Source organism: Tardiphaga sp. 841_E9_N1_2, from assembly GCF_051811065.1.
In the GTDB taxonomy this organism is placed as follows: domain Bacteria; phylum Pseudomonadota; class Alphaproteobacteria; order Rhizobiales; family Xanthobacteraceae; genus Tardiphaga; species Tardiphaga robiniae.
The window spans coordinates 3,100,043-3,121,659 of the sequence record NZ_JBPWQC010000001.1 but is presented as its reverse complement, the minus strand read 5'-3'; the positions used below and the strand labels follow the sequence as shown (position 1 = coordinate 3,121,659).

Sequence of the window (21,617 nt, the reverse complement as noted above, 5' to 3'; positions counted from 1 at the left end):
AAAAGAGGCGGCCCGTTGGCCGCCTCGATTCACTTTGTGAAGTCGTGTCAGTCAATTTCGTCGATCACCACGCGCTCTCCGGGGTCGACCAGATAGGTGCGATTTTCGCGGTGGATGTAGCGGTAGTCGCGCAGTGAAGGAGCTTCTCGGTAAACGACGTCGGGAAATTCTTCAATCTCGACCGTTTCCGGTAGACGCTCGCCGCGGCGGATAACCGTCTTGGCCGTACTGCCGGTCGTTTGGCGCTCGGTTGTCCTCGTCTTGACGTGCTTGCGCACAACGTCCCGGTCCTTGTCGGTAAACGAGACCTTGGAGCGGGCCGGTGCAGGCGCGGCGGCCGTTGATCCACCGGAGCGCGGCAGCACAGTTACGATTTGCAAGGTCGAAGGTTCGACGATGACGATTTCGTCGCGCACCACAAAGAAGCTGTAGCCTCGATATTGCGGTACGACTTCGACGACCTCAGAGGGAAGCGTCTGCAGACGGGTGTCGCGGGGAACAGAGGTGCCCACGGTCAGGGAAAAATTAACGTTGTTAAGAGGCTGCACGTTGAGCCGAGAAATCGACTGGGTAACACGCGTGCGCTGCTGGTCATTGATATTGACGGAAGCATTGACGCTGGTCGATTGCGACTGCGCATTGTTGTTCGTCGAGGGAGCTTGCGCCGCGTTGTTAGAAGGAGACTGCGCCGTACTACTCGTTGTCGTTGGCTGCGCTGCAGCGTTAGTACCGCCGCTGGTCGGAGCCTGCATCTGGCCGCCGGCCGTTGCGGGCGGCGTGTTGGTCTGCGCCTGCGGGGGCTGCGATGTCGAAGACCCGGCCGCCGACGATGGAGCAGTCGTCTGCGCCTGCGAAGAGCTGGTGGATGTGCTTGGTGAGGTGGACGTGGACCGATCGTTGGTCGTATCGGGCGCCTTCTGAGTCGTAGGCGAAGAGGTGCTCGGGGACTGCGTTTGTTGTGTGCTAGGGGAGGTTGCTGTCGCGCTTGGCGACTGAGCAATTGCTGCGGTGGCGAACACCAAGCCGACCGCCGTGCTAAATAAGAAACGCGCCTTCATGATCAATTCCTCCATTTTTTGTAGTCATCGTGAACGAGGAAGACACACGGTAGTTCCGATAGAAGTCGGGAATAAGTGGCAAATTCTAATGACAAGGGGTCTCTTCTCGGTCGCGTAGGCACTGATGGCCGCGTGGCAGAGCCGGAGAGCGAGGGCCTGGTGCAATTGCACGGCGCCTGCTGATCTTAATGCGAGCTGCGGCATCGTTCTGCTCAACGCCGTCCCTGCGAGTTCAAGTCTGCTAACCGGCTCCCTCCTTGTATTCTCGCAAAATTCGCCGGACTGCTCCGGCAATCAAGCAACCATTGTAATTGGGGAGTACGTCAAGGCAGACACATGCTCGCGGCGCACCCGCGACGCTCGCAACGTGACGGGAACCGTATGGTGTTTTAGCGGGACCAAAATTATTTGTAGGCGGGACGCATTGCGGGCCTACCGGGAACGGCGTCTCAACGACTACCCGGCTTCGGAATTAGACGACCTTCAGCCGGTCCGCAGCGGGGTCGCAATTGCATACCTTTCCCACCACCAGTCGCTTGGAACAACGCTCAATTAGAGCTCTTGATCCCACGTCCTTGCATGCACGCAAACTCTTGCATAGACGAACTCGCCGCGCGGGCCTTTGGGTTGGCGCGGCTCCTTTATGTGATCGTAACGTTTTACAGAGCGCTAACCTGCGCGACTGGCGCCAGATGTGTCTGTAGCGGTCTTGGCGGGAACTTGATGCCGCTGTCCGCCGTTTAACACGCGAATCGAGGCTGTTATGGACGATCTTAAAAAAAACTCCGCAAGGTCGCAGCAAGAGTTCGATACTGGACCAAGCACCTCAAGGTTACGAAGGAGGAGTTGCAAAGCGTTGTCGAAAAAGTTGGCAACTCTGCCGCGACCGTGCGTAAAGAGCTCGCAATTTCATAACGGGAGGCGACCCTGACTACTGGCTCGCTCGCTGCGCTTCTTGATGAGTCCGTCGATATCGCTTTCGATTTTCTGCGGCGCTCGGGAGACTTGGAAGATGTTCGTGAGGCTAACCAGTTCCTCACATTTCACGTAGCCAGACTGATGCGAGAGGGCATCACGAGCCGTCTTCTGTTGTCCAATCGGGCTATCGCGGCATATCGATCCCGAGCGGCCAATGGCCCGCCAAGGGATGTCAAGCGCTCAGCGGGCTAGCGTGGAGTTTTACCGGTCCTACTTTCGCGCGTCGCCGAAGGTTTGACGCCGACTTGGCCTTCGCCAACTGGGAGATCCCCGGCTAAGTCCTCAGGCCAAGTCTGCGCTCATTCTGGCCGCAACGCTCGTTGGATGGGCCCTCATTCAACGTCGAGGCCAAGCTCACGCAACGCTCGGGCTGGCTCAACCGAACCGAATGCGTCTCGGCGCTCCTCGGGATCATAGCGTCCCAACCGAAATGGAGAGCGGCGACGCTTTTGTACCGCAGTATCCGGAATCCTATCGCCCAGATGAGATGGGAATGCCGTTCGACGAGGGGCCGAGGAAAGCTTCCGGCTCCGTGAAAAGTCAGCACAAACTAATTCGTTCCTCGGGAAGGATCGGCCCGGCGGCGGAGGGATTTCGCCGCCGGCCGCCTCACTGAACTCGGTGCGGAATGCCGCTCAGCTCGGCCAACAGCTTCTGCAAAAGCTGCCGGCTCGTGAAAATTGGATCAAATGGTTTCGTTCCGGCGGCGCTTCATCAAGCCCCCAATAATATAATGGAAGGCCCGGCCGCCTGAGGTTGAGGGACATGGTGAGCCGCCGAGCCCGGCGACAGCTTAAGGGATCATCTGCCAGCTGCCGGAAAGAACAAACTTCTTGGAATCCTTCCTGGGCCGACGGAAACCGGAGTGTATGACCTTGGAAGAACGACCATCGGCTCCTCAAATAATCAGATCTGATCGACAACGTTCCGGTCAACATCCGCCTAGCTTAGTGGGGCCGCTCATATTGCAATTGAGCGACCCCGTGCCACGCAATTGAAATGTTGCCGGTACGAACGACAAGTCCGGCAACGTCACGCGACACTTTTGACGCTAAGCCCTTCGTTCATGTGCACAACACAAGCCGCTCCTTAACCTAACTACTCAACCTTACCGGCGAAATTCGTTAGCTGCTTCTCACGGCTTGCGGAGCGGATTTCGCCATCGCCTGTCACCGGCGGCGCAGGGCACATCAGCTGAGTACAATCATAGGAGGCTCGGCGGCGTTGGGTTTTGGGGGTGGGGAAGCCGCCGAGCCCGGCCGACAGCACCATACAACTGCCGACCGCAGGAAAAAGCGGCAATAATAGATTTCGTTCCATCAAATAGCAGCCAATGAAATGGCCCGACGCTCAGCCGAATCCTTGAGCGGCGGGCCGACCGTCGCGTGTGCTTCCTGGGATCGCTCCGGCCGGGAAAATCTAGCATCAACACAAATGGAAACTCAATGACCCGCCTTTTAGCGGCAGCCTGGCTGTGCGTGCTCTCCGTCAGGCCTGCTGCTGCTCAGAACTTCCTCGAAGGCGTCGTATCCCTCAACCTCACCATGACCAAGGAGGAAACTGCATCGCTAGCCATACGGCGTAGGAGATGGCTATCACGGCCGCGGGACGGCCTCGGGCGAACGGTTCGACTTACGCCCTGGCGGCCGCACACCGCACCACGCGCTTCGGCAGCCACGTCACGATGATAACGCCAATGATCGGTCGGTAAAAGTTCGGATCACGGCTCGCGGCCCGTTTATCAAGGGTCGTTGCATCGATCTGTCTCGAGCAGCAGCCAATGCAATCGGCGTGGGTGGTATCGCGCGCGTCACCGTCCGGGTAGCCCCACGAGCGGGTGACCCGGTCGTGTTTGCCTCCGGAACTTGCCCGGCTGTCGAACGGAGGCCGGGCTTTTTGTAATCCGTCGCGATGGAGTGTCTAATAGCCGGACAGGCACGGTGCCGACAGGGAGGTTGCAATGCGCGAGCAAAATCCATCCCGGACGATTAACTTTGGTCAGGCCATCGTTTTAATCGTTCTGTTCGCCATGCTGCTCTTCGCAATTGTCTGGTCGATGATGGCATGGACGTCAGCTGAGGACGCTGAGATGTCGATCCATGGTTGGATCGCCTTGGCGCTCGGGACGGTTTTCTCACTCGTTATTGGATGCGGCCTGATGGCCTTGATGTTCTACAGTAATAGAAGCGGCTACGACGACACGGCAAACACCGATTGGCGCAGCGAAAAAAAACCGCCAGATGATGAAGTCGGGTAGGTACCCGCGATTAGCCTGCAGCCGCTCTTGCTCGGCGCCGGTGACCGGGCTTTTTATTCGACTAGCCTGATGACCCTCAGCGCGTTTGCGCGGTCAAGTGGCCCTAATTTGGCGGGCCGCATTTTTGGAAGGTGATCTGGCCAGCAGCATCAAATTCAAAGTCAGCCCGGATATTTGAGCCGTGGCAAACGTAAGTAATGGCAACGCCATCACGGGCCGGTTCGAGATTGTCCAAGTCCGCGGCCGGAGAATCTTTTAGGCGCTGCTCCCAATATGCACGTAAAGCCTCGCGACCATTTATCGTCGTGGCGCCGCCGCAACCACATTCGATCGTAGCGGCTTCGGCATAAAGGCCGAGAATACTTTCAAGGTCGCCTGAGCGATAGGCATCTAGCCAATCAACTACCGCGGCCATCGGGTCAAAGGACATTTTCTCACCTACTTGCCAAACGTATGCGTCTAACAAGCGATTTAGAAGTAGTCTAATGAATGCGTCCTGAATGGTTTATTCAGGGAAGTGGCCTGAAACCCACCGTGGACGGTATACCAGTATGTTAGTGGTGTTTGGTGATCGCCGTCCTCTTAGCACTTTGGAATCTGGGGATTGCTCCATGGTCGGATCGACAGCACGAGCGAGCGCATTAACGATGCGCTAACCAAGCTCGATCAGCCTATCCAAGAATGCGGCGGCACCGGACGGGGAGCCGGCAGCCCCATCAGGATGCCGGCCGGTGTCATGCCCGGGCGGCTTTTTCGTCATTCGATCAATCGGATCACTTTGCGCCGATTGAGCCGATCCAGCGTGGCAACGAAGTCCCGATCGTCGAGCACGTCGATCAGCCGATCGACTAGATCAACGGCACTTCGCGAGCCCGGCCCGATGTAGTCTTTCAAAAGATTTCTCGCCGCGGTCACAGAACGTATCAGATGATCGATCTCATCTCGCTCACTCATTGGTCCCTCGCCAGCTTGGTCGCGCCACGCCGGCTCCTTCTTGCCCTAGTGATAGACGGGTTCATCCATCGGAAAAGGTTTGCATCGAGCCAAGCCGAGCGAACATTTGCGGTCTAGAAACTGGCCCCCGACACCAACAGAACCGCACCAATTACCATTAGGAGAATGCCCGGCCAGTTGGTTCCGAGCCCCAAGAATCTCATGCCCCGCCGCGGTGGCTCCAGAGTGTCGCGAACTGGCCGGGAGGAATCTGGGCCGCTAAGCGATCCCCGCCAAATAGCGGCGCGTGCCATGTACAAGACGCCGCCTAGGACTAGCAGCGCGCCAAGGCCCATCAGGAACATTCTCGGCTCCGCATTCATCGCTGACACACGCACGGACCGGGATTTTAAGAGCCGGCGGAATAATTCGTTCCGGGCTGGCCGATCGACAGGCGAGGCAGATTGCTGACGAAGTATACGCTAACAAAAAAAGCCCGCCGAAGCGGGCCTTTTCTCAATCAGAGAGAACCATACAGCTGGCGCTCTCTGCGCATCTCGTCCGCATCGAAGGTTTGCTCGCAGGATCGTAGCCAGTCCAGCCGCTTTTCTGCCAGGCGGGCTCCTTAGAAAGTAGAGAGCGAAGACGCTCATCGATGCAATACGTTTCATGTTCTTCACGAGCAGGGGGCCCGTCCAACTCGCACGTGCGAATGGTGTTCCAATCCCATCGCGCTCGATGGTGCGGTGCGATCCGACCAAGTGGCCAGCCAGATGATGTTTCCAATTGGTGAGCCGTGGAGGAACAGAGCAAGGCGAAGAGCTGTTATCAAGGGCAAATAGGAGTTACTGATGACACGTTCGATCCTGTTAATAGCTGCGGCAATCGTATTCTCCGGCACAGCCCTTGCGCAAAGCAGCGGAACGCTGGAGGAGCAGGCTGCGTGCCGTGCCAGCGTGAAGCGCTATTGCGCACAAGCGATTCAGGGCGGGGATATGATAGTGCTTTCCTGCCTTCAGCAGAATAGGCCGCGCATTTCGAAAGCATGTCGGCAAGTGTTATTGAAGCATGGCCAATAGGCGTGCTCAGGCGAAGGGCCCCGGCACTTGCTCCGGGGCCCCAGCTGTCCAGTAGAGTACATCCGTCCAGCTGGACAATTAGTTCCCGCCGCCCGCGCCACCCCCGGCACCGCCGCCTGCGCCACCACCTGCGCCGCCTGCACCACCGCCCGCGCCGCCGCCGCTAGTGCGGCCTTGGTCAACGTTGTTCATTGAGTTGGCGCCGCCGGCTTTTCCTGCAGCTGCGTTCGAACCGCTGAGAGAGCTGGCGTTGTTGCCGCGTTCCGAGCCAACTGCGCCGGTCGTCCGGTCCGACGTTGTTGGTGCAGTGGGCGAGCTCGGCGTCGTCTGGGCGAGCGCCGGCGCTGCAATAAGTGTCAGTGCTGCACTTGCAATAAGAAGTTTTCGCATGTCGTTTCCTCTCGTGACGCCCCAACCGAGAAATGCAAACTAACAAAACCTGTTCCCGAACGACTTCACTTTTAGATGGGAACAATTTCTGGTTCTCGCATTTCTCAGAATGCCTCGCATGAGTGTGTCTTCGTAAGGCGTTCAATTTTCTGGTTGCCTCGCCGCGGCGCCTCGAACACCGGGGGACCCTTGAAAGTAGCCTCTATGTTGAAGAGTCCGCGACGATCCATCCGACCGATTTACGGCTACGCGCTCGGCTTCATCTTGTTGCTGGGTCTCATTGGAGGCGCGGTCTCGGTCATCAGAAACGAAGGTAAGGCACCTGTCGATCAGCAAACCAAAACGGTGAAATAGCGTGCCTCAGCCGAAAAGGAGAAAGCAGGGACTCGTTAAAGCCGACGGATCGAAGTCGAGCGTCAGCCTTGAGCCTGAGTTTTGGAGCGCTTTAAAGGAAATTGCCAGTGAACGAGGGACGAGCCCAGCAGCCCTTGTCAGACTGGTCGACCGCAACGGGCCTCAGGTGAACTTAACCTCGGCCGTCCGTCTGTTCGTCTTGCATCATTTCAAAGCCAAAATAAAGGACGGGTCTCCCGCGTAACTTAGCCGGCTGTTGGCAACGTTCGCATTGTGAAATTCAATGCGGTCATCAGCAACCGGCCGGTAATGCTCAATCATCGTCATGTATGCCTCCGCTGGAAAATCCGCGAAATAAGCGCGCGCTCGTTGTCTGGCGGCAAGACGGGGCCGGGTAAATGTCTCGGGGACGGACCCACTGTTAAGTCGAAGCTTTTCACGTCGTGATCGAAGCCGTTCGCTCAACGACCGGGGCTTCGTTTACGATCCTCAACTGGCCATAGCCCTTCTGCAAACTCTCCAGAGCGGCGATTTGCATCGTCACGGTCAGGTATTTCAGGCATGCACTGGAGAACCGACTGCGGGTGGCGACGCCTAGGCTCGATGTAGTCCCATAGAAGCCGCAGGTCCATTTTCAGATGCCAGACCTTTCCGGGTTCGCATTCCAGTCTTGCTGAGCGATGGTGCCGACGTCTACGTCGCCGTACCGGATGTCCATGTCTCGAGCAGGGCGGGAGAGCGATGGCGGGAGAGTTCGGGCGGGCATCACAGCGCCTTTGTGGCGTGCCGCCGTCCGGCGGCGACGATTTCGATGAGCGTCGGGATGGGCAAGCGGAACAATAGGCGCGAGTTGGCATTGCAACACAATGGAAGACAGACTCTACCGAGTCCTTCTCGCGTTAGGCATAGCCGGGCTGATTACTGCATTCGTGGTTTTGGTCCTCCTACTGCTTTATTGGGCAGTAGGTAGTATTTGAGCGGCCGCCTCAGTTGGCGGCCTCTTTCATTATGACTCGATGCGACGTCTGCGGATCGCGCCAAATCAAAACGCGGCTCCTACCTCTTTAGACGATGGCCGGTGGGTGTCGCCCTCGCGCATCAGAACGAGCCGTCATTTGGCTCCTGGTGTGTCTGAAGGATCAGCGCTATGCCGAAGAGTAAGATGCCCAACATTAGAAGATCGAAAATATGGTCCTGCATATCCCCATTTTATCCGATGGCGGGGAGGGCGTCACGTGCTGATGGGCGCCGCGTTCTGCGTCCCCGTTAGCTTGTTCGAAATCGTCGCGGGCTCGCGCATAAAAAACCGCCCGCATTTTCGCGCGGCGGCTACCGGAACTGCTCAAAATGGATCGGTAATAAAAACCTTTCCTCCTCCGGTCGGATGAGCAGATCAGATGCGAGAAACATACCGTTGATTCGTCGGGTCCCTTCTACAAGTTCACATCGGATGTTCGCGACGCTTGATTGGTTGAGCCTGCGTTTTAATAGCCTTTCAAACGTCTGATCAGAAGTTGCGCGTCAGTGGCACCCACTTCATAGGGAATCCTCGTGACGTTTCATTGAGTTCGTTCACTCAACCCAGAAATAAAATAAGCGTCAGCAAAGGGCATTATAAATTGCCGCTTGTTCCCGAATTGGAATCCTCGACACGATCGGACTGTTGTGGGTAACGGCCGGTGCCATGCTGCACGGCGTGCATCCCAGGTTTTTTTTGCCCGGTCGGCAATCTTTGCCGGCGCGCCGCGACGTCCCGGATGCCGCTGGGCTGAAACTCGTCGACTTCCGCGCCGTCCAGTTGCTAGCATTCTGTCATAGTCGACACTGACACCAAACGACAACTCCGCTTTATTCGCACATGCTGTTTATAAGGATCGCTGTGTTGACGGGAACCATTGATAGCACCAGCAGTTTAATCGACTTCATCCGCACGGCCAAAGTAATTGCGGCTCGTGTAGTCGATGGATCTTTCCTTCGCGTCGAGCTCTCATGGTTCAGGACTGAAAATGGCGTTGCGATTTTGGACGTGTGCGCCGTCGGCAAGCTCCAACGATTCCGAGTGAGTCCCGGCTGATCGACGCGACCCGGTTGCGACACAACCACGGACCAAAGGGCCACATGATCGACGACCTCTGGTACAAGAACGCCGTCTTCTACTGCCTCTCCGTAGGCAGTTTTATGGATGCTGATGGCGACGGTTGCGGCGACTTCAAGGGCCTGACGCGGCGGCTCGACTACATTCACGGCCTCGGCATCACCGCGATCTGGCTGATGCCCTTCCAGCCCTCGCCCGGCAAGGACGACGGCTACGACATCTCCGACTACTACGGCGTCGATCCGCGCTACGGCACGCTAGGCGACTTCGTCGAATTCACCCATGGCTGCCACCAGCGCGGCATCCGCATCATCATCGACCTTGTGGTCAATCACACCTCGGACCAGCACGCCTGGTTCAAGGACGCGCGCAGCGCCAGGGATTCGCGCTATCGCGACTGGTATGTGTGGTCGGACAAGAAGCCGCCCAATGCCAACAAGGGTATGGTGTTTCCCGGCGTGCAGAAATCGACCTGGACGCATGACACGACCTCGAAGTCCTGGTTCTTCCACCGGTTCTATGACTTCCAGCCAGACCTCAACACATCCAATCCCTATGTGCAGGCCGAGATCCTGAAGATCATGGGGTTCTGGCTGCAGCTTGGCGTCTCCGGCTTCCGCATGGATGCGGTGCCCTTCGTGATCGCCACCAAGGGACCGAAGGTCAACAAGCCCACCGAACAATACGACATGCTGCGCGCCTTCCGCGAATTCCTGCAATGGCGCAAGGGCGACGCCATCATTCTCGCCGAAGCCAATGTGCTGCCGGAAACCGACATGGAATATTTCGGCAGCGACGGCGACCGCATGCAGATGATGTTCAACTTTCACGTCAACCAGAACCTGTTCTATGCGCTGGCCTCCGGCGACGTGCGCCCACTGGCTGCGGCGATGAAGGTGACCAAGCCACGCCCGGCGACGGCGCAATGGGGCCTGTTCCTGCGCAATCATGACGAGCTCGATCTCGGCCGGCTGACCGAGGAGCAACGCCAGACGGTGTTCGCGAAATTCGGCCCGGACAAGGACATGCAGCTTTACGATCGCGGCATCCGACGTCGGCTGGCGCCAATGCTCGGCGGCGACCGACGCAGGCTCGAGCTTGCTTACAGTCTGATGTACACGCTGCCGGGTACGCCGGTGCTGCGCTATGGCGACGAGATCGCCATGGGTGATGATCTCACGCTGCCTGAACGCAACTGCGCGCGGACGCCGATGCAATGGTCGAACGAACCCCGTGCCGGCTTCACCAAGAGCGAGAAGTCAAAGAATCCTGTGATCGACAAGGGCCCCTACGGCTACAATCACGTCAATGTCGCCAAGCAGCGCCGCGATCCCAATTCGATGCTGAACTGGACCGAGCGCATGATCCGGATGCGCAAGGAGGTCCCCGAAATTGGCTGGGGCGACTTCACCATCATCGCCACGCGCAACCCTGCCGTGCTGGCGATCCGCTACGACTGGCGCAACAACTCCGTGCTGTTCGTGCATAATCTCGACGAACAGCCACGCGAAGTGTCATTTGCACTCGGCCTCGATGGCAAGCAGGGCGACCACCTGATCAATCTTCTGACGGAAGACCATAACCGCGCCGATGCCCAGGGCAAGCACCACCTGATGCTGGAAGCATATGCCTATCGCTGGTACCGCGTCGGCGGTCTAGATTATCTGCTCCGGCGCAGTGACATCGACAGTGATACGGATGCGCATCCGGCGTGAGGGTGCCTGCGCCCGGATCGCGGGACCAAGCCTGCGGCCATCAGCAAGTACGCCGACATCAGCGGAAGGCAGATGAAGAAGCTTCGCTCTAAAACCTGGAGAGCGATACGACCTGGAACATGGACAGGCCTTCGCGCCAGTCTCTTGATAGAGTAGCCGCTGCGGCCCAGCTGAGGGAACATGCATCGAACCTGGCGATTAGCAGGCGCACCTACGCCAGGACGCTCCGCCTTATGAATACGAACATCGAGCCTTTCGCGATCGTCACCATTCCGGCATGCAACGAAGCCGACCGGATCGAGCGGTGTATCGCTGCGCTGGCCGTCCAGCGCGACCGTTTCGGCGCGCCCCTTGCCGCGGACGCGTTCGAGATCCTGGTGTTCGCCAACAATTGCACTGACGGTACCTCGGGAGTCGCCAGACGTTTCGCCGACTCGGTCCCGCAGAGGGTGGTGGTCATAGAGGAGGAATTGCCGTCGGAGATGGCCAACGCCGGCTGGGCGCGGAAGCGTGCAATGGACCTTGCGGCCGACCGCCTCGATGCGCTCGGCCCGGGCGGTGTAATTATGAGCACGGATGCCGATAGCTGCGTCGGCCCCGCGTGGTTTTCGTCTAACCTCCATGAGTTGGCGAACGGTGTGGAGTGCGTGGCAGGCTACATCGATGCAGAACCGCTCGAGATCGTTTCGCTTGGACGGGATTTCCTGTCCCGCGGTAGGCTCGAAGATACTTACCTCAGCCTTGCCGCGGAAATCATCGCGCGCTGTGATCCGCGAGCCCATGATCCCTGGCCGAACCATCGTGTCTCTTCGGGCGCGAGCCTGGCCGTAGCCGTGGCGGCCTATCGGGCCATCGGAGGACTTCCTGCACGCGCTCTCGGCGAAGACGCCGCCCTTACGGCTGCGTTGGACGAGGCGGGATTCAAGGTTCGTCACTCGCTCGACGTCGTCGTCCAGACGTCCTGTCGGATCTTGGGGCGGGCGCCTGGCGGAGCGGCCGACACCATGCAACGCCGGCTCGCCGATTTGAATGCTCCTTGCGACGACGATCTTGAGCCCGCCTTGCAGATCGCCCGTCGCGCCATGTACCGATCGCTTTTCCGCCGGGCGTGGCAGAGTGCGCTCGAAGACGGTCCGATGTCCGCCCGGTTGTGCATTCCCTCCGACTTCGTTCGTCACCTCCGTGCAGAGGAGGCGACGCTTCGTGAGGCATGGGAAGCCGTATCGGGCAGAAGTCCTGTTCTCACGGTTCACCGGACGCTGCGCCCCTCGGAGCTGCCTCGGCAGATCGCGATCGCCAGAATGATCGTCGCAAGCCTGAGGGCCGCCGCAATCACGCGGACAGCCGCTCCAGGCGGTAGACTTCATCGCGAAGGATCCGGCGAGCCGGAACTCGCTTGACGACGGCGTCGGCGAAAGCGTCGCTGGCCTCCGTTCCCCTCAGCGGATAGTCAGTCTCGCCCAGCCAGTGGCAGAGGACGATCTCTCCGTCGGGAGCGAGGACCCTGCAGCAGTTTTCGGCCACCGAAAGGAGATCGGCCCGGCTGAAGTAGTACAGCACTTCAGACAGCACGATGAGGTCGAAGGCGCCGTCCGGGAATTCGGTCGGCAGCACACATTCCTCGAAGGCGACGTTCGGCGGCGCGTCCTTTCGCGCAGCTTCCAGCGCCGTGCGGGACGCGTCGATCGCCAGCAGTTCTCCGCCTCGCTGCGCGAGCCTTGCCGTCAGGACCCCGATCGAGCAGCCAACTTCGAGGATACGATCGTAATGGGCGCGCGTAAGAGCCGACAGAGTGCGGTCATATTTCTCCCGCTCGTAGGCGCTGGTTCGAAATCCCCAGGGGTCGATATCCTGCCGGTACCGTTCCTCGAAGTATGAAGCGGGCAAACTCTCTATGTGCCTCCTCATCGGGAGACCTCGTAAACGTACTCGTGCTCGCCAAGGAACGGCGCCAACGTCTCTTCGGTGAACCGGAAGCCCGTTGGATCGTCTTCGATAAGCGTGGACATCTGCGAAGCGTGGGCCGCGATAGCACGGTGCTTGAGATCACGTTCTCCAGCGATATCCAGCCGGTGGCCCCGCGGGAAGCCTGGGACATCGTCGTCCTGATCGAGGTGCCACCCCCAGATGGGGTAGGCCCAGAGCCTGACAGCTGGGTTGGCGACTCCGGCCGCCTTGGCGATGGCAGCGGCCGCCTGATGATCGCAATGCGGATCCCGATCCCACGTCACAAACAAGGCCTTTGCGCCCGTCTCCTGAAGAAGGTCGGACACGGCGCGGACCGCCGCGTCGAACTGGGGTCCCTCCAGAGGAGCTTGCGTGTCGGGGAGGTCGAGATGGCGTACGAACGCCGGATGGAGGCCCAGAATTTCGCCTGCCGCCCTGACTTCCGCCTTCCGGAGATCGACCAGCCGTTCCGGAGGGTACTGGACCGACCGGGGGTGCGAACCCGCACCATCGGTCAAAACCACGACGTGAACCTTCTGGCCTGCTTGGCAGGCCTGAGCGATCAGACCGCCAAGACCTAACGTCTCGTCGTCCGGGTGCGGCGAGAGAATTAAGAAGGGCGCACCCTCCGTCAGCGCCTCGCGCGAGATGATAGGAAGCGCCTTCGTCACTTCGAGATATTCCGAAACCTTCACTAAAAGTCTCCTGCCGACCGCGACGAACTCAGAAAGACCTGAGCCCCATCGCTCATGGCGCGGTCCGGCACCGGTTGCCGCAGATACGTCGCCAAGTCGCGGCAGATGCGCTCAACGTCGTGAGGACGCACAAACGCCCGAAGCCCGATGCCCCTCTGGACGGTCTCCATGACAGTCAGGGCGGATCGTTCGACAACCATCCGGGTGAGGTTGGCGAAAGCCACGATGCTTTCTGGATCATCTTCGACCGCCAGACGGCGCGCGGCGTCCTCCACCCAAAAGCGCGCCGTCGTCGCGTCGGCGACACAAGTCGCAAGGCGCTCGAGCTGATACGCGTCTTCGCCCCTTGCTGAGGAATTAAGGTGCTCTCGGAACAGGTCGACTAGCCGTTCCGTTGCGCCGGTATGGACGGCGCAGAAGCGCCATGCGCCGCCCGAGAAGTGCGGCTGTCGCATGAAGTCGCCGGGAGCGCCGATCCGCTCACGATCCGTGATGCGTCGCCCGGTGAAGTCGACCGTCCCGGTCGCCGTCGCGCGCATGCCTTGCGCCTGCCAGCTGGACGTGTCGTGCGCATATCCGATCTCGAGGTCGAGCAGGCACATCTGCTGCCCCTCCGGTGCTGATGCGGTAACCAGGGGACGCGTCACGAACCCGGCGCCCGACGCCAGGATCTTGCGGCCTTTGAGGACGTTGCCATCCCGCTCCGGGGTGATCCTCAGGCCCTGCGCGTCGTCGGCGCCCCATACTGCGGACAGCGCACCATCACGCACGCTTCCCGCGAGACCTTCGATCTGCGCTTGTGTTCCGTAACGGCAGACCAGCCCCACCGCGTTGACGTGGCCCTCAAATATACGGGCAAGCGAGAGGTCCGCTGCGCCGAGTAGACGCAGGATGGTGCAGAGTTCGGCGCCGAACCGCGGGTCCCAGAGACTGCTGCCGCCGAGCTCATGAGGCAGTGGGCTCATGGCCAATCCGCTGAAGCGGAAGTCCGTCCAGACGTCCGGTGCGATGTGAGCAGTTCTGTCCGTATCAAAGGCGCGGCTTGAGAGCTTCGCGGCGAAGGCCTGCGCATTCTCCAGCAGCTTATGACATTCGGAAGGGGCGAGAATGACGGTGTCCTCACGACAGTTGGCGAGCATGCGATGAAGTCCGCAGCGCACCGATAGTTCCGATCTGCTGGAACGACTCCTAATCTTGGCGTTGTCCTCGGGCACTCCTTTTGGACGAACTATATGGCGACCATCGAGCTGCAGCCACACAACGAGAACTCCCAGACGTGGCTGCTCGTCTGGGCCGAGCGTCAGGAGATCGTCGGACGCGTCCGACGGGGGGAGGATGGGTGGTTCCATATCACCGCTCACGGACCGCACTGGAGCCCCATGAAGAGTTTCGCCGGCGACAAGTTCGACGACCCGTCCGAGGCTCTGAAGCAGGCTCAGGCGTATTTCGGAAACCGGTAGGGCACTGTCCTACAATAAGCAGATAGGACAAAGGCCACGTCGTCATGGGCGATGCGGCCTTTCTTTTTAAGCATTATCTAGTCGATCGTTCGAAGGACCAACCGCACATGCGAAGGGCCGTAGGCGCCAGCGGGCCGCGGCCATCCTAATGCGGTTTGAATAAACTCACGACGAAGTCGTCGCCGACAAGGCGAAACGACGTTAGGTCCGTTCCAGTCCGGTCCATTTCCTCGATTGGAATCCGTAATGGACCGCCGCCAAGCCGCTTCAACATGACGATCAGCAACTGATCTTTGAAACGATCGACGAGACCATCGCCGTTAAGTCTCGGATCACTTCCTAGTGCAGTCTTCATGAAACGCTCCGCGGCCGCTTAACGGCCTTTGCTGGTGAATCGTGGGCAAAGACGCTGCCTCCAAGGAGATCCAAGCGAGTCATCGCCCAGGCGCAAGCACGCCGGAAAAGGTCGTTAGATAGCCAAGGCTCAAGGCGCGGAGAGCTAGGCGACCTTGATCGTTGAGACTGCGAAAGCGAGTTCAAGCGTCCGGCGACTTCACTGTATGACCAAGTGAAAATTGTTAGCGTTGTTCCCAAGATGTACCGCTGACATTGGTCCATCCACCGAGCAGAGCCGCCTGCCATGCAAATTATTACTACTGCCGCGGCGGCAATCAGGCCGACAGCGTCAACGTCACCAAGATCCGAAGTCCCGCCCCATTAAGGCAATCCGCTGGGCCCGCTGGCGTCCCGTTGCCGACCGCCGGCCGCAAGATGAGCGCAACCGGGCAGGCCGTGAAGGAGGGAGCGAGGCCTAGTCCTTCGCCGCCTTTGCTAGGATAGCCCGTGCCTGCTCCAAAATCCGACGTGCAATTTCAAGCTTGGCCACCTGCTCGGCGTCTATCCCGGGGATTGTGGTTCCGTCCCTTGTGACCATGGCAAACACTTCCACGCTGACGAACGCGAAAACAGTTTGATCTTCAAAAGCACGTTCCAAAGCTGGCGCGAAACGGCGCCGCGGCCCTCAAGGACAACGAACAAGGCGGCAAGCAAGACGATCTGCAACGTGGAGTCTGACAGAAGGGACATGGCGCCCTTACTACGTTCATTTCGCAGATGCGTTCCAATCTAAACTGCGTTCTCAACACTCTGCATTTAGATAAAATTACGGCCACGCAATCGAAGGCATCGTCGCATCGCGAACCCATGAGGGACCTTCGCCTTGCTCCATCGGCTCTCGCCATGGCAGGCAAAGTGTCATGAGCCGATGAGGCTGACGCTAGTCAAGACAGGTGGGCGTAAGATCCGGTGCATTGTTTGTGGTTCAATTTAATAGAGCGCCCTTCGATCTTTGGTGAAGGGCTGTCTGTAAGGCACTACTCAGCTCATGAAGCTCGTAAGGTTTTCGCAACAGCAAAAATTCAGAGCCCAGTTTCCGCGCTGCCTCACTGTAGCCCGTTGCGAGAACGACGGGGATGTTCGGGTAATTCTGCCTAAGATGTCGGGCCAGGCCGAGACCATCCATTTTTCCAGGCATCACGACATCGCTGAAAACGAGGTCGATGCCGTCGTGCTCGATCTCGCGCAATGCGGACTCCGCGTCCGGTACGCATTTCACGCGATATCCCAACTCTTCCAGAAATACGGCGCTGGCGGTGGCAACATCCGGATTGTCTTCAACAAGAAGGACATTGCCGGCGCCTTTGGCCAGAACCTCTGCTTCGTGCGCACCTGCATGGCCTTCGCCACGCGGAAGCCGAATGGTGATTTCCGTACCAGCGCCGAGCTTGCTTTGGATTTCGACACGACCGCCGGCCTGGTTGGCAAAGCCATGCACCTGTGAGAGTCCCAATCCTGTTCCTTTGCCGACGGGTTTGGTCGTGAAAAACGGATCGAACACCTTCGCAATGACGTCCTCGGGAATACCTGCGCCGGTATCAGCCACCTTGATCTGCACGTACTCGCCTTTATCCTCTCCATCCCTGACCCGGTAATTTGCTGCCGTAATCGTCAAGGTGCCCCCGTCGGGCATGGCGTCACGAGAGTTGATGCTGAGATTGATGAGTGCAGTTTCGAGTTCGGTTGGATCCGCGAAGATTGGCCAAACTCCGGCCGGTACGGAGATTTCGAGCTTGATCGCGCTACCCAGAACGGTAGCCAAGACCTCGCGTACAGCTTGCACGGTCTCTTCAAGATTGAGCAGCGTCGGAGCGACTTGCTGACGCCGCGCAAACGTCAGCAACTGACGAGTAAGTGCCGCGCCGCGACGAACGCTTGCCTCAATCGCTCCTGCTGCCTCGATCACGCGGGGGACAATGGCATGCCGTTTGATCAGCCGAACGTTACCCGTGATTGCCATAAGGAGGTTGTTGAAGTCATGAGCCACTCCGCCGGTCAGCTGACCGAGCGCATCCATTTTCTGCGCTTCCGCCAGCTGCTTTTGCATACGTTCAAGTTGCTGCGTTGCTTGACGTCGCTCTGTGATGTCGCGCGTGATCTTGGCAAACCCGATCAGCTCGCCTGCGTCATTGCGGACGGGATCAATGACCACACTCGCCCAAAAGAACGTGCCGTCTTTGCGGACGCGCAAGCCTTCTTCTTCGTAACGGCCCTTTTCACGTGCAATGCTGAGAGCACGCGCTGGTTTTCCAGCGTCCCGGTCGCCGGGGGTATAAAAGCGCGAAAAGTGCTGACCGATAATCTCGTCAGGAAGATAGCCTTTGATCCGCTGACCGCCGAGGTTCCAGCTGGTGACATGACCTTCCGGATCAAGCATGTATAACGCATAGTCCGTGACATTGCTCACCAACAGGCGAAAAAGATTTTCGCTTTCGCTCAATGCGGAGCGGGCTTGCATCCGTTCGGTGATGTCCCGCGTGATCTTGGCAAAGCCGACAAGGACATCGTTTTCATAGATGGCGTCGATAACCACGGACGCGAAAAACCGCGTACCGTCTTTCCGCATCCGCCAGCCTTCCGCTTCGAAGCGCTTATTCCGGCGTGCGGCCTCCAATGCGGTGGCGGGAAGTCCGGCTTCGCGATCCTCCGGCGGATAGAACACCGAGAAGTGCTGGCCCACGATTTCGTCGGCGCCATACCCTTTGATCGTCTCGGCGCCTGCATTCCAGTTTGATACGATGCCGTTGGGGTCGAGCAGATAAATCGCATAATCTGTGACGCCTTGAACGAGAAGTCGGAAGGCGCGTTCGCTTTCTAAAAGATTGCGGTCGTTTTTTGTTTTTGGCATCATTCACTTTCCGCGAACCAATCCCTCTGGTAGAGGCGATAACTGCCATCGTTTAGCGGCACGGGAGTCGCAGGTCAGAGTAGGCTCCCCCACATACGCGGCACAAGAACACTTTTACCGTCAGATTTGGAACCAAAGTTTGCTTTAAGGATTGTCTCTGCCTTCTCAGATTAGCCGCTCGTTACGGCGATAAATTCAAATTTCTAGAAGAGGGCAAGGCGACCGGCCGGAGGATCGCCTAAGCCGCGACCTTGTGCGGGCACGGGCTCTGTCGATGAGGATCAGGCTTGGGTCTGAGAACGGCGCTCAGTTCAGCTAGTTGGTCTGAAGGGCGGCCCGCTCGCAGTGCCTTTTGCTGCACGGACAAATCTGTTGTGCCGTCCCCAACGGGACGATTCGCCGTCGATAATCGCTGACTTGGTTTTTAAATGCCACGCGTCGGTTGCGATCTTCTTAAAGCGTCCCCGCCAGTCGTGAAGAAGTAAGGCGATGCTCCCTAGGCCCAACATTCTCGGCGCTGTAGCCCTGCCGTTGCTACCCGGCAGAGCGCTTATTCTGCGTGACGCCGGCTCGCGCGAACCGCCCGACCAGGTTTTCAAAGCGCAACGGGAATGATCTTGGACCGGGAAGAACCGTCTTGCCCGGAACAATACTCATAGTGAGTGCTTGTGCAACGACCCGATGAGGACGCGCCATGACCGATCAAGAGACGCCATGTGTAAGTGACCAATGGTCTGATCTGAAGGCCACCGTGGCGGATGGTGTCAAAGCCGTCGCATCAACAATGGGAGAAGCAATCGAGGAAGGCAAAAAGCCCGGCAAGCCGCTCGACATACTAAGCAAGCTTACGCGTGAAGCTCCGCTCGGTATGTTGTTGGCAGCATTTCTCATTGGCCGGGCACTGGCACGGCGGCAATGATTAGGCCCGTTGCCTTTTGAGATCGCCGAGCACGACGCTTTTGGCAGACATGAATCTAGCAGTGGCTTGTGACCGACAGTTATTCCGGAGGACACTATGGGTTTAGCAACTTATGCCGTCATCGAATCTAACGATGGCTGGGGCGTTCTGCACGATGGAGACGTGGAAGGGAAATTCCTGACCAAAGAGTCTGCTTTCGAAGCAGCCGTGGCTGCAGCGTCTCTTGCGATCCGCCAGGGACACGAAGTCCATGTCAGCGCCCCGAGCAGCGAAGCCGGAAACAAGACAGCGCTTGGCGGTCCAACAAATTGACGGGGGCTCAAGCTGCGTGAAAGGATATGAATTGGGACGAGATGATGATGGCGCCGAAGTAAAGTCAGCGCGCAAAGCACGCGGCGCCGAGCCAGGGCCGTCGGTTCGCAACGTTTTAATTTGGAGCCTTGGCTTAGTTGTGGCCGCCTTTGCCGTTGTATATTTCCTGTTTTTCAAAACCTAGCCGACCGTCAGCTGGTGGCGACGTACCCGCTTGGAGACGCCGATCAGGTTGCCGCCTGTTACTTAGAAACGACTTACATTCCTTCCTCTTTTGAGGTTGAGCGTCCTGTTCGCATGGTGGCCGTTCCGATGGCCCTGCCATCGCTCCAAACGTGGCGGAGCTTTTGCTGTCATAGCCGTTGGTATGCAGTAGCCGGATGAACTCGTCCATCGAGGCATTAACTGTTGGTACGCTCGGCAGCTTCCGGTGTGAGGGTGAGGCCAAAAAGCCGGCTGATGGATTCGCGAAAAGCCATGCGAGTCCCCTTTTTTCGTGACAGCGCTTTGCTGCGCGGACGAGAGAAAGGTTCATTCGGGAGCGACAGTCCTAACGGAATATTCTTGGACGGGGAACTGGTCGCATAGTGGCGTCTTAAGCGCACAAGCAATTATAGCGATCGATGCGCTCGCCTGCATGACTGTACCAAAGCGATTCGCCGCCGCAATTATCCGTTTTTGAGGAGAGGCCGATGCCCCGATACTCTGAAGAACAGATCCGAGAGTACGCTCACAAACTTTGGGAAAGGGAAGGTCGCCCGGAAGGTAAGGCCGATGACTTCTGGCACCAGGCCAAAAGCGAGCTCGAAAGCGATGCGCCTGGCGACGAAGACCCGAAACCGGTGCCAGAGTAGGAAAAAGCGCTGCCCAAGCGCCCCTTCGTCATTGGGCGGGCGATGTCGCCACCGGCGGAACGCTGCATCCGATCAAGCGTTTTCGATTGGCACTTATCTAGGAGCTGGTTCATGCCCCATTCTTATCCCGCGCCTCCGTTTGCTGCCCAGAAACAACCGATGCCCGGCCGAACGGAGGCCATGCAGCCTCGTCCCGATCATGGCGAGAGCAGTTACAAGGGGGGTGGTCGATTGCAGGGCATGAGAGCGGTAATTACCGGTGGCGACAGCGGGATCGGCCGCGCTGTCGCGTTGGCCTACGCACGCGAAGGTGCCGACGTCTTGATTTCTTATCTCGATGAGACCGAGGATGCCCTCGAAGCTAAAGCTTTAATCGAGCGCGAAGGCCGCAAGGCCATAATGGTCCCAGGTGACATCCAGCATCGGCGCCATTGCGACGTGATTATCGATAAGGCGGTAAGGGAATTGGGCGGGATCGACATCCTCGTTAACAACGCCGCGCATCAAGCGACCTTCAAGGACATCGGCGACATTTCCGATGACGAGTGGGATTTGACGTTTAGGACAAATATCTATGCAATGTTCTACCTGACAAGGGCCGCCGTGCCTCACATGAAGCCGGGAAGTGCGATCATCAATACCGCGTCGGTCAATTCGGATATGCCGAACCCCACCTTGCTGGCCTATGCAACGACGAAGGGGGCCATTCAGAATTTCACCGGCGGCTTGGCGCAGATGTTGGCCGATAAGGGCATCCGCGCAAACGCGGTGGCACCGGGACCGATTTGGACGCCGCTCATTCCATCCACTATGCCAGACGAAGCCGTTAGAAATTTCGGCAAGCAGACGCCGATGCAACGTCCCGGACAGCCCGCAGAGCTTGCAACCGCCTACGTGATGCTCGCAGATCCACTCTCAAGCTACGTTTCCGGGGCCACGATCGCCGTTACAGGCGGCAAACCTTTCATCTAATCGGATCGAGCGTTTCGCGGCAAAGCAGTGGGGTCTCATCGGTGTCCAGCATTTTGCCGTGGGTGGGAGGGTTCGCCGCTGTCCTGACTTCGCTGTCGTACATTCCCCAGGTCCGGAAAGCATTGCACCGGAGCTCAACCAAAGATCTGTCGCTCAAGATGCTTGTGGTGCTGACATCAGGCCTGGGTCTGTGGATCGGCTACGGTCTACTCAAGGGCGACTGGATCATCGTTCTGGCGAACAGTATCGGCTGTGCGCTGACAGCAACCGTGCTCGGCTGTAAAATACGAGACATTCGCGGGGAGGACTCTGCATAGGGAGCGGAACCTGGCTGCATGATCAGGGTTTAGAGTGC

General features: G+C 58.6%; 20 protein-coding genes and 2 pseudogenes. 12 read left to right on the top strand and 10 right to left on the bottom strand.

All coding sequences use genetic code 11. From position 1 onward, the window contains the following. Positions 1–47: 47 nt before the first annotated feature. Positions 48–1,058: a DUF1236 domain-containing protein gene (locus tag AB8A50_RS15065; RefSeq protein ID WP_439078179.1), complete on the bottom strand. Its 1,011-nt coding sequence runs from the start codon at positions 1,056–1,058 to the stop codon at positions 48–50. Between the two features lie 813 nt (positions 1,059–1,871). Here AB8A50_RS15065 and AB8A50_RS15060 point away from each other — a divergent pair. The 3 genes and pseudogenes from AB8A50_RS15060 to AB8A50_RS15050 all read left to right on the top strand — a co-directional run. Continuing rightward, positions 1,872–1,973: pseudogene (locus AB8A50_RS15060) on the top strand (DUF3606 domain-containing protein); the annotation flags it as partial. Positions 1,974–3,641: 1,668 nt separating this feature from the next. Further along, a pseudogene (locus AB8A50_RS15055) lies at positions 3,642–3,938 on the top strand (RlpA-like double-psi beta-barrel domain-containing protein); the annotation flags it as partial. A gap of 58 nt (positions 3,939–3,996) precedes the next feature. Next, positions 3,997–4,293, top strand: a complete 297-nt coding sequence (locus AB8A50_RS15050; RefSeq protein ID WP_120286796.1) for a hypothetical protein — start codon at positions 3,997–3,999, stop codon at positions 4,291–4,293. 103 nt (positions 4,294–4,396) lie between these two features. Here AB8A50_RS15050 and AB8A50_RS15045 read toward each other — a convergent pair whose 3' ends face one another. The 3 genes from AB8A50_RS15045 to AB8A50_RS15035 all read right to left on the bottom strand — a co-directional run bounded on the left by AB8A50_RS15045 (position 4,397) and on the right by AB8A50_RS15035 (position 6,695). After that, complete coding sequence (locus AB8A50_RS15045) at positions 4,397–4,723, bottom strand: nuclear transport factor 2 family protein (protein WP_439078178.1); 327 nt, start codon at positions 4,721–4,723, stop codon at positions 4,397–4,399. Between the two features lie 326 nt (positions 4,724–5,049). After that, positions 5,050–5,247 carry a hypothetical protein gene (locus tag AB8A50_RS15040; protein ID WP_147421557.1) on the bottom strand — a complete coding sequence of 66 codons (198 nt, stop codon included), beginning with the start codon at positions 5,245–5,247 and terminating at the stop codon, positions 5,050–5,052. A gap of 1,136 nt (positions 5,248–6,383) precedes the next feature. Beyond that, positions 6,384–6,695 carry a hypothetical protein gene (locus tag AB8A50_RS15035; RefSeq protein WP_192855954.1) on the bottom strand — a complete coding sequence of 104 codons (312 nt, stop codon included), beginning with the start codon at positions 6,693–6,695 and terminating at the stop codon, positions 6,384–6,386. A 355-nt stretch (positions 6,696–7,050) separates the two neighbouring features. On the opposite strand from AB8A50_RS15035, the gene AB8A50_RS15030 reads away from it, so the two are divergent. Beyond that, positions 7,051–7,293, top strand: coding sequence for a ribbon-helix-helix domain-containing protein (locus AB8A50_RS15030; RefSeq protein ID WP_081422132.1), 243 nt, complete (start codon positions 7,051–7,053; stop codon positions 7,291–7,293). On the opposite strand, the gene AB8A50_RS15025 is transcribed toward AB8A50_RS15030, so the two are convergent. Continuing rightward, complete coding sequence (locus tag AB8A50_RS15025; protein WP_439060590.1) at positions 7,254–7,376, bottom strand: hypothetical protein; 123 nt, start codon at positions 7,374–7,376, stop codon at positions 7,254–7,256. The genes AB8A50_RS15030 and AB8A50_RS15025 overlap by 40 nt on opposite strands. Before the next feature lie 1,791 nt (positions 7,377–9,167). On the opposite strand from AB8A50_RS15025, the gene AB8A50_RS15020 reads away from it, so the two are divergent. Beyond that, the gene (locus AB8A50_RS15020; protein ID WP_120286793.1) at positions 9,168–10,859 is read left to right on the top strand and encodes an alpha-amylase family protein; all 1,692 of its coding nucleotides are present in this window, start codon (positions 9,168–9,170) and stop codon (positions 10,857–10,859) included. A gap of 233 nt (positions 10,860–11,092) precedes the next feature. Continuing rightward, positions 11,093–12,259, top strand: a complete 1,167-nt coding sequence (locus tag AB8A50_RS15015) for a glycosyltransferase family 2 protein (RefSeq protein ID WP_120286838.1) — start codon at positions 11,093–11,095, stop codon at positions 12,257–12,259. Here AB8A50_RS15015 and AB8A50_RS15010 read toward each other — a convergent pair. From AB8A50_RS15010 to AB8A50_RS15000, 3 genes are read right to left on the bottom strand one after another with little or no spacing between them, the layout of a single operon-like run. After that, positions 12,192–12,746, bottom strand: a complete 555-nt coding sequence (locus AB8A50_RS15010) for a class I SAM-dependent methyltransferase (RefSeq protein WP_244499902.1) — start codon at positions 12,744–12,746, stop codon at positions 12,192–12,194. The genes AB8A50_RS15015 and AB8A50_RS15010 overlap by 68 nt on opposite strands. Before the next feature lie 17 nt (positions 12,747–12,763). Next, complete coding sequence (locus AB8A50_RS15005; protein ID WP_120286792.1) at positions 12,764–13,501, bottom strand: PIG-L family deacetylase; 738 nt, start codon at positions 13,499–13,501, stop codon at positions 12,764–12,766. Continuing rightward, a complete protein-coding gene (locus AB8A50_RS15000; protein ID WP_081422130.1) occupies positions 13,501–14,640 on the bottom strand; it encodes an acyl-CoA dehydrogenase family protein in 1,140 nt (379 codons plus the stop codon). The genes AB8A50_RS15005 and AB8A50_RS15000 overlap by 1 nt, the downstream gene beginning before the upstream one ends. 93 nt (positions 14,641–14,733) lie before the next feature. Here AB8A50_RS15000 and AB8A50_RS14995 point away from each other — a divergent pair, with 93 nt between their 5' ends. Then, positions 14,734–14,961: a hypothetical protein gene (locus AB8A50_RS14995; protein WP_068738721.1), complete on the top strand. Its 228-nt coding sequence runs from the start codon at positions 14,734–14,736 to the stop codon at positions 14,959–14,961. Positions 14,962–15,106: 145 nt separating this feature from the next. Here AB8A50_RS14995 and AB8A50_RS14990 read toward each other — a convergent pair whose 3' ends face one another. Together AB8A50_RS14990 and AB8A50_RS14985 are read right to left on the bottom strand one after the other, a co-directional pair. Further along, positions 15,107–15,316 carry a hypothetical protein gene (locus AB8A50_RS14990; RefSeq protein WP_439078177.1) on the bottom strand — a complete coding sequence of 70 codons (210 nt, stop codon included), beginning with the start codon at positions 15,314–15,316 and terminating at the stop codon, positions 15,107–15,109. 966 nt (positions 15,317–16,282) lie between these two features. Then, complete coding sequence (locus AB8A50_RS14985; RefSeq protein WP_120286789.1) at positions 16,283–18,208, bottom strand: hybrid sensor histidine kinase/response regulator; 1,926 nt, start codon at positions 18,206–18,208, stop codon at positions 16,283–16,285. 691 nt (positions 18,209–18,899) lie between these two features. On the opposite strand from AB8A50_RS14985, the gene AB8A50_RS14980 reads away from it, so the two are divergent. The 5 genes from AB8A50_RS14980 (at position 18,900) to AB8A50_RS14960 (ending at position 21,579) form a co-directional block, all read left to right on the top strand. Further along, positions 18,900–19,124 (top strand): hypothetical protein, encoded by a 225-nt coding sequence (locus AB8A50_RS14980; RefSeq protein WP_147421556.1) that lies wholly within the window; start codon positions 18,900–18,902, stop codon positions 19,122–19,124. Between the two features lie 96 nt (positions 19,125–19,220). Beyond that, positions 19,221–19,436 carry a hypothetical protein gene (locus AB8A50_RS14975; RefSeq protein WP_081422127.1) on the top strand — a complete coding sequence of 72 codons (216 nt, stop codon included), beginning with the start codon at positions 19,221–19,223 and terminating at the stop codon, positions 19,434–19,436. Between the two features lie 692 nt (positions 19,437–20,128). Continuing rightward, a complete protein-coding gene (locus AB8A50_RS14970; protein WP_120286788.1) occupies positions 20,129–20,290 on the top strand; it encodes a DUF2934 domain-containing protein in 162 nt (53 codons plus the stop codon). Positions 20,291–20,401: 111 nt separating this feature from the next. Beyond that, a complete protein-coding gene (locus tag AB8A50_RS14965) occupies positions 20,402–21,262 on the top strand; it encodes an SDR family oxidoreductase (RefSeq protein ID WP_120286787.1) in 861 nt (286 codons plus the stop codon). A gap of 41 nt (positions 21,263–21,303) precedes the next feature. Further along, on the top strand, positions 21,304–21,579 hold the full coding sequence (locus AB8A50_RS14960; protein ID WP_439078176.1) for a SemiSWEET family sugar transporter: 276 nt from the start codon (positions 21,304–21,306) through the stop codon (positions 21,577–21,579). The last annotated feature ends 38 nt before the right edge of the window (positions 21,580–21,617 follow it).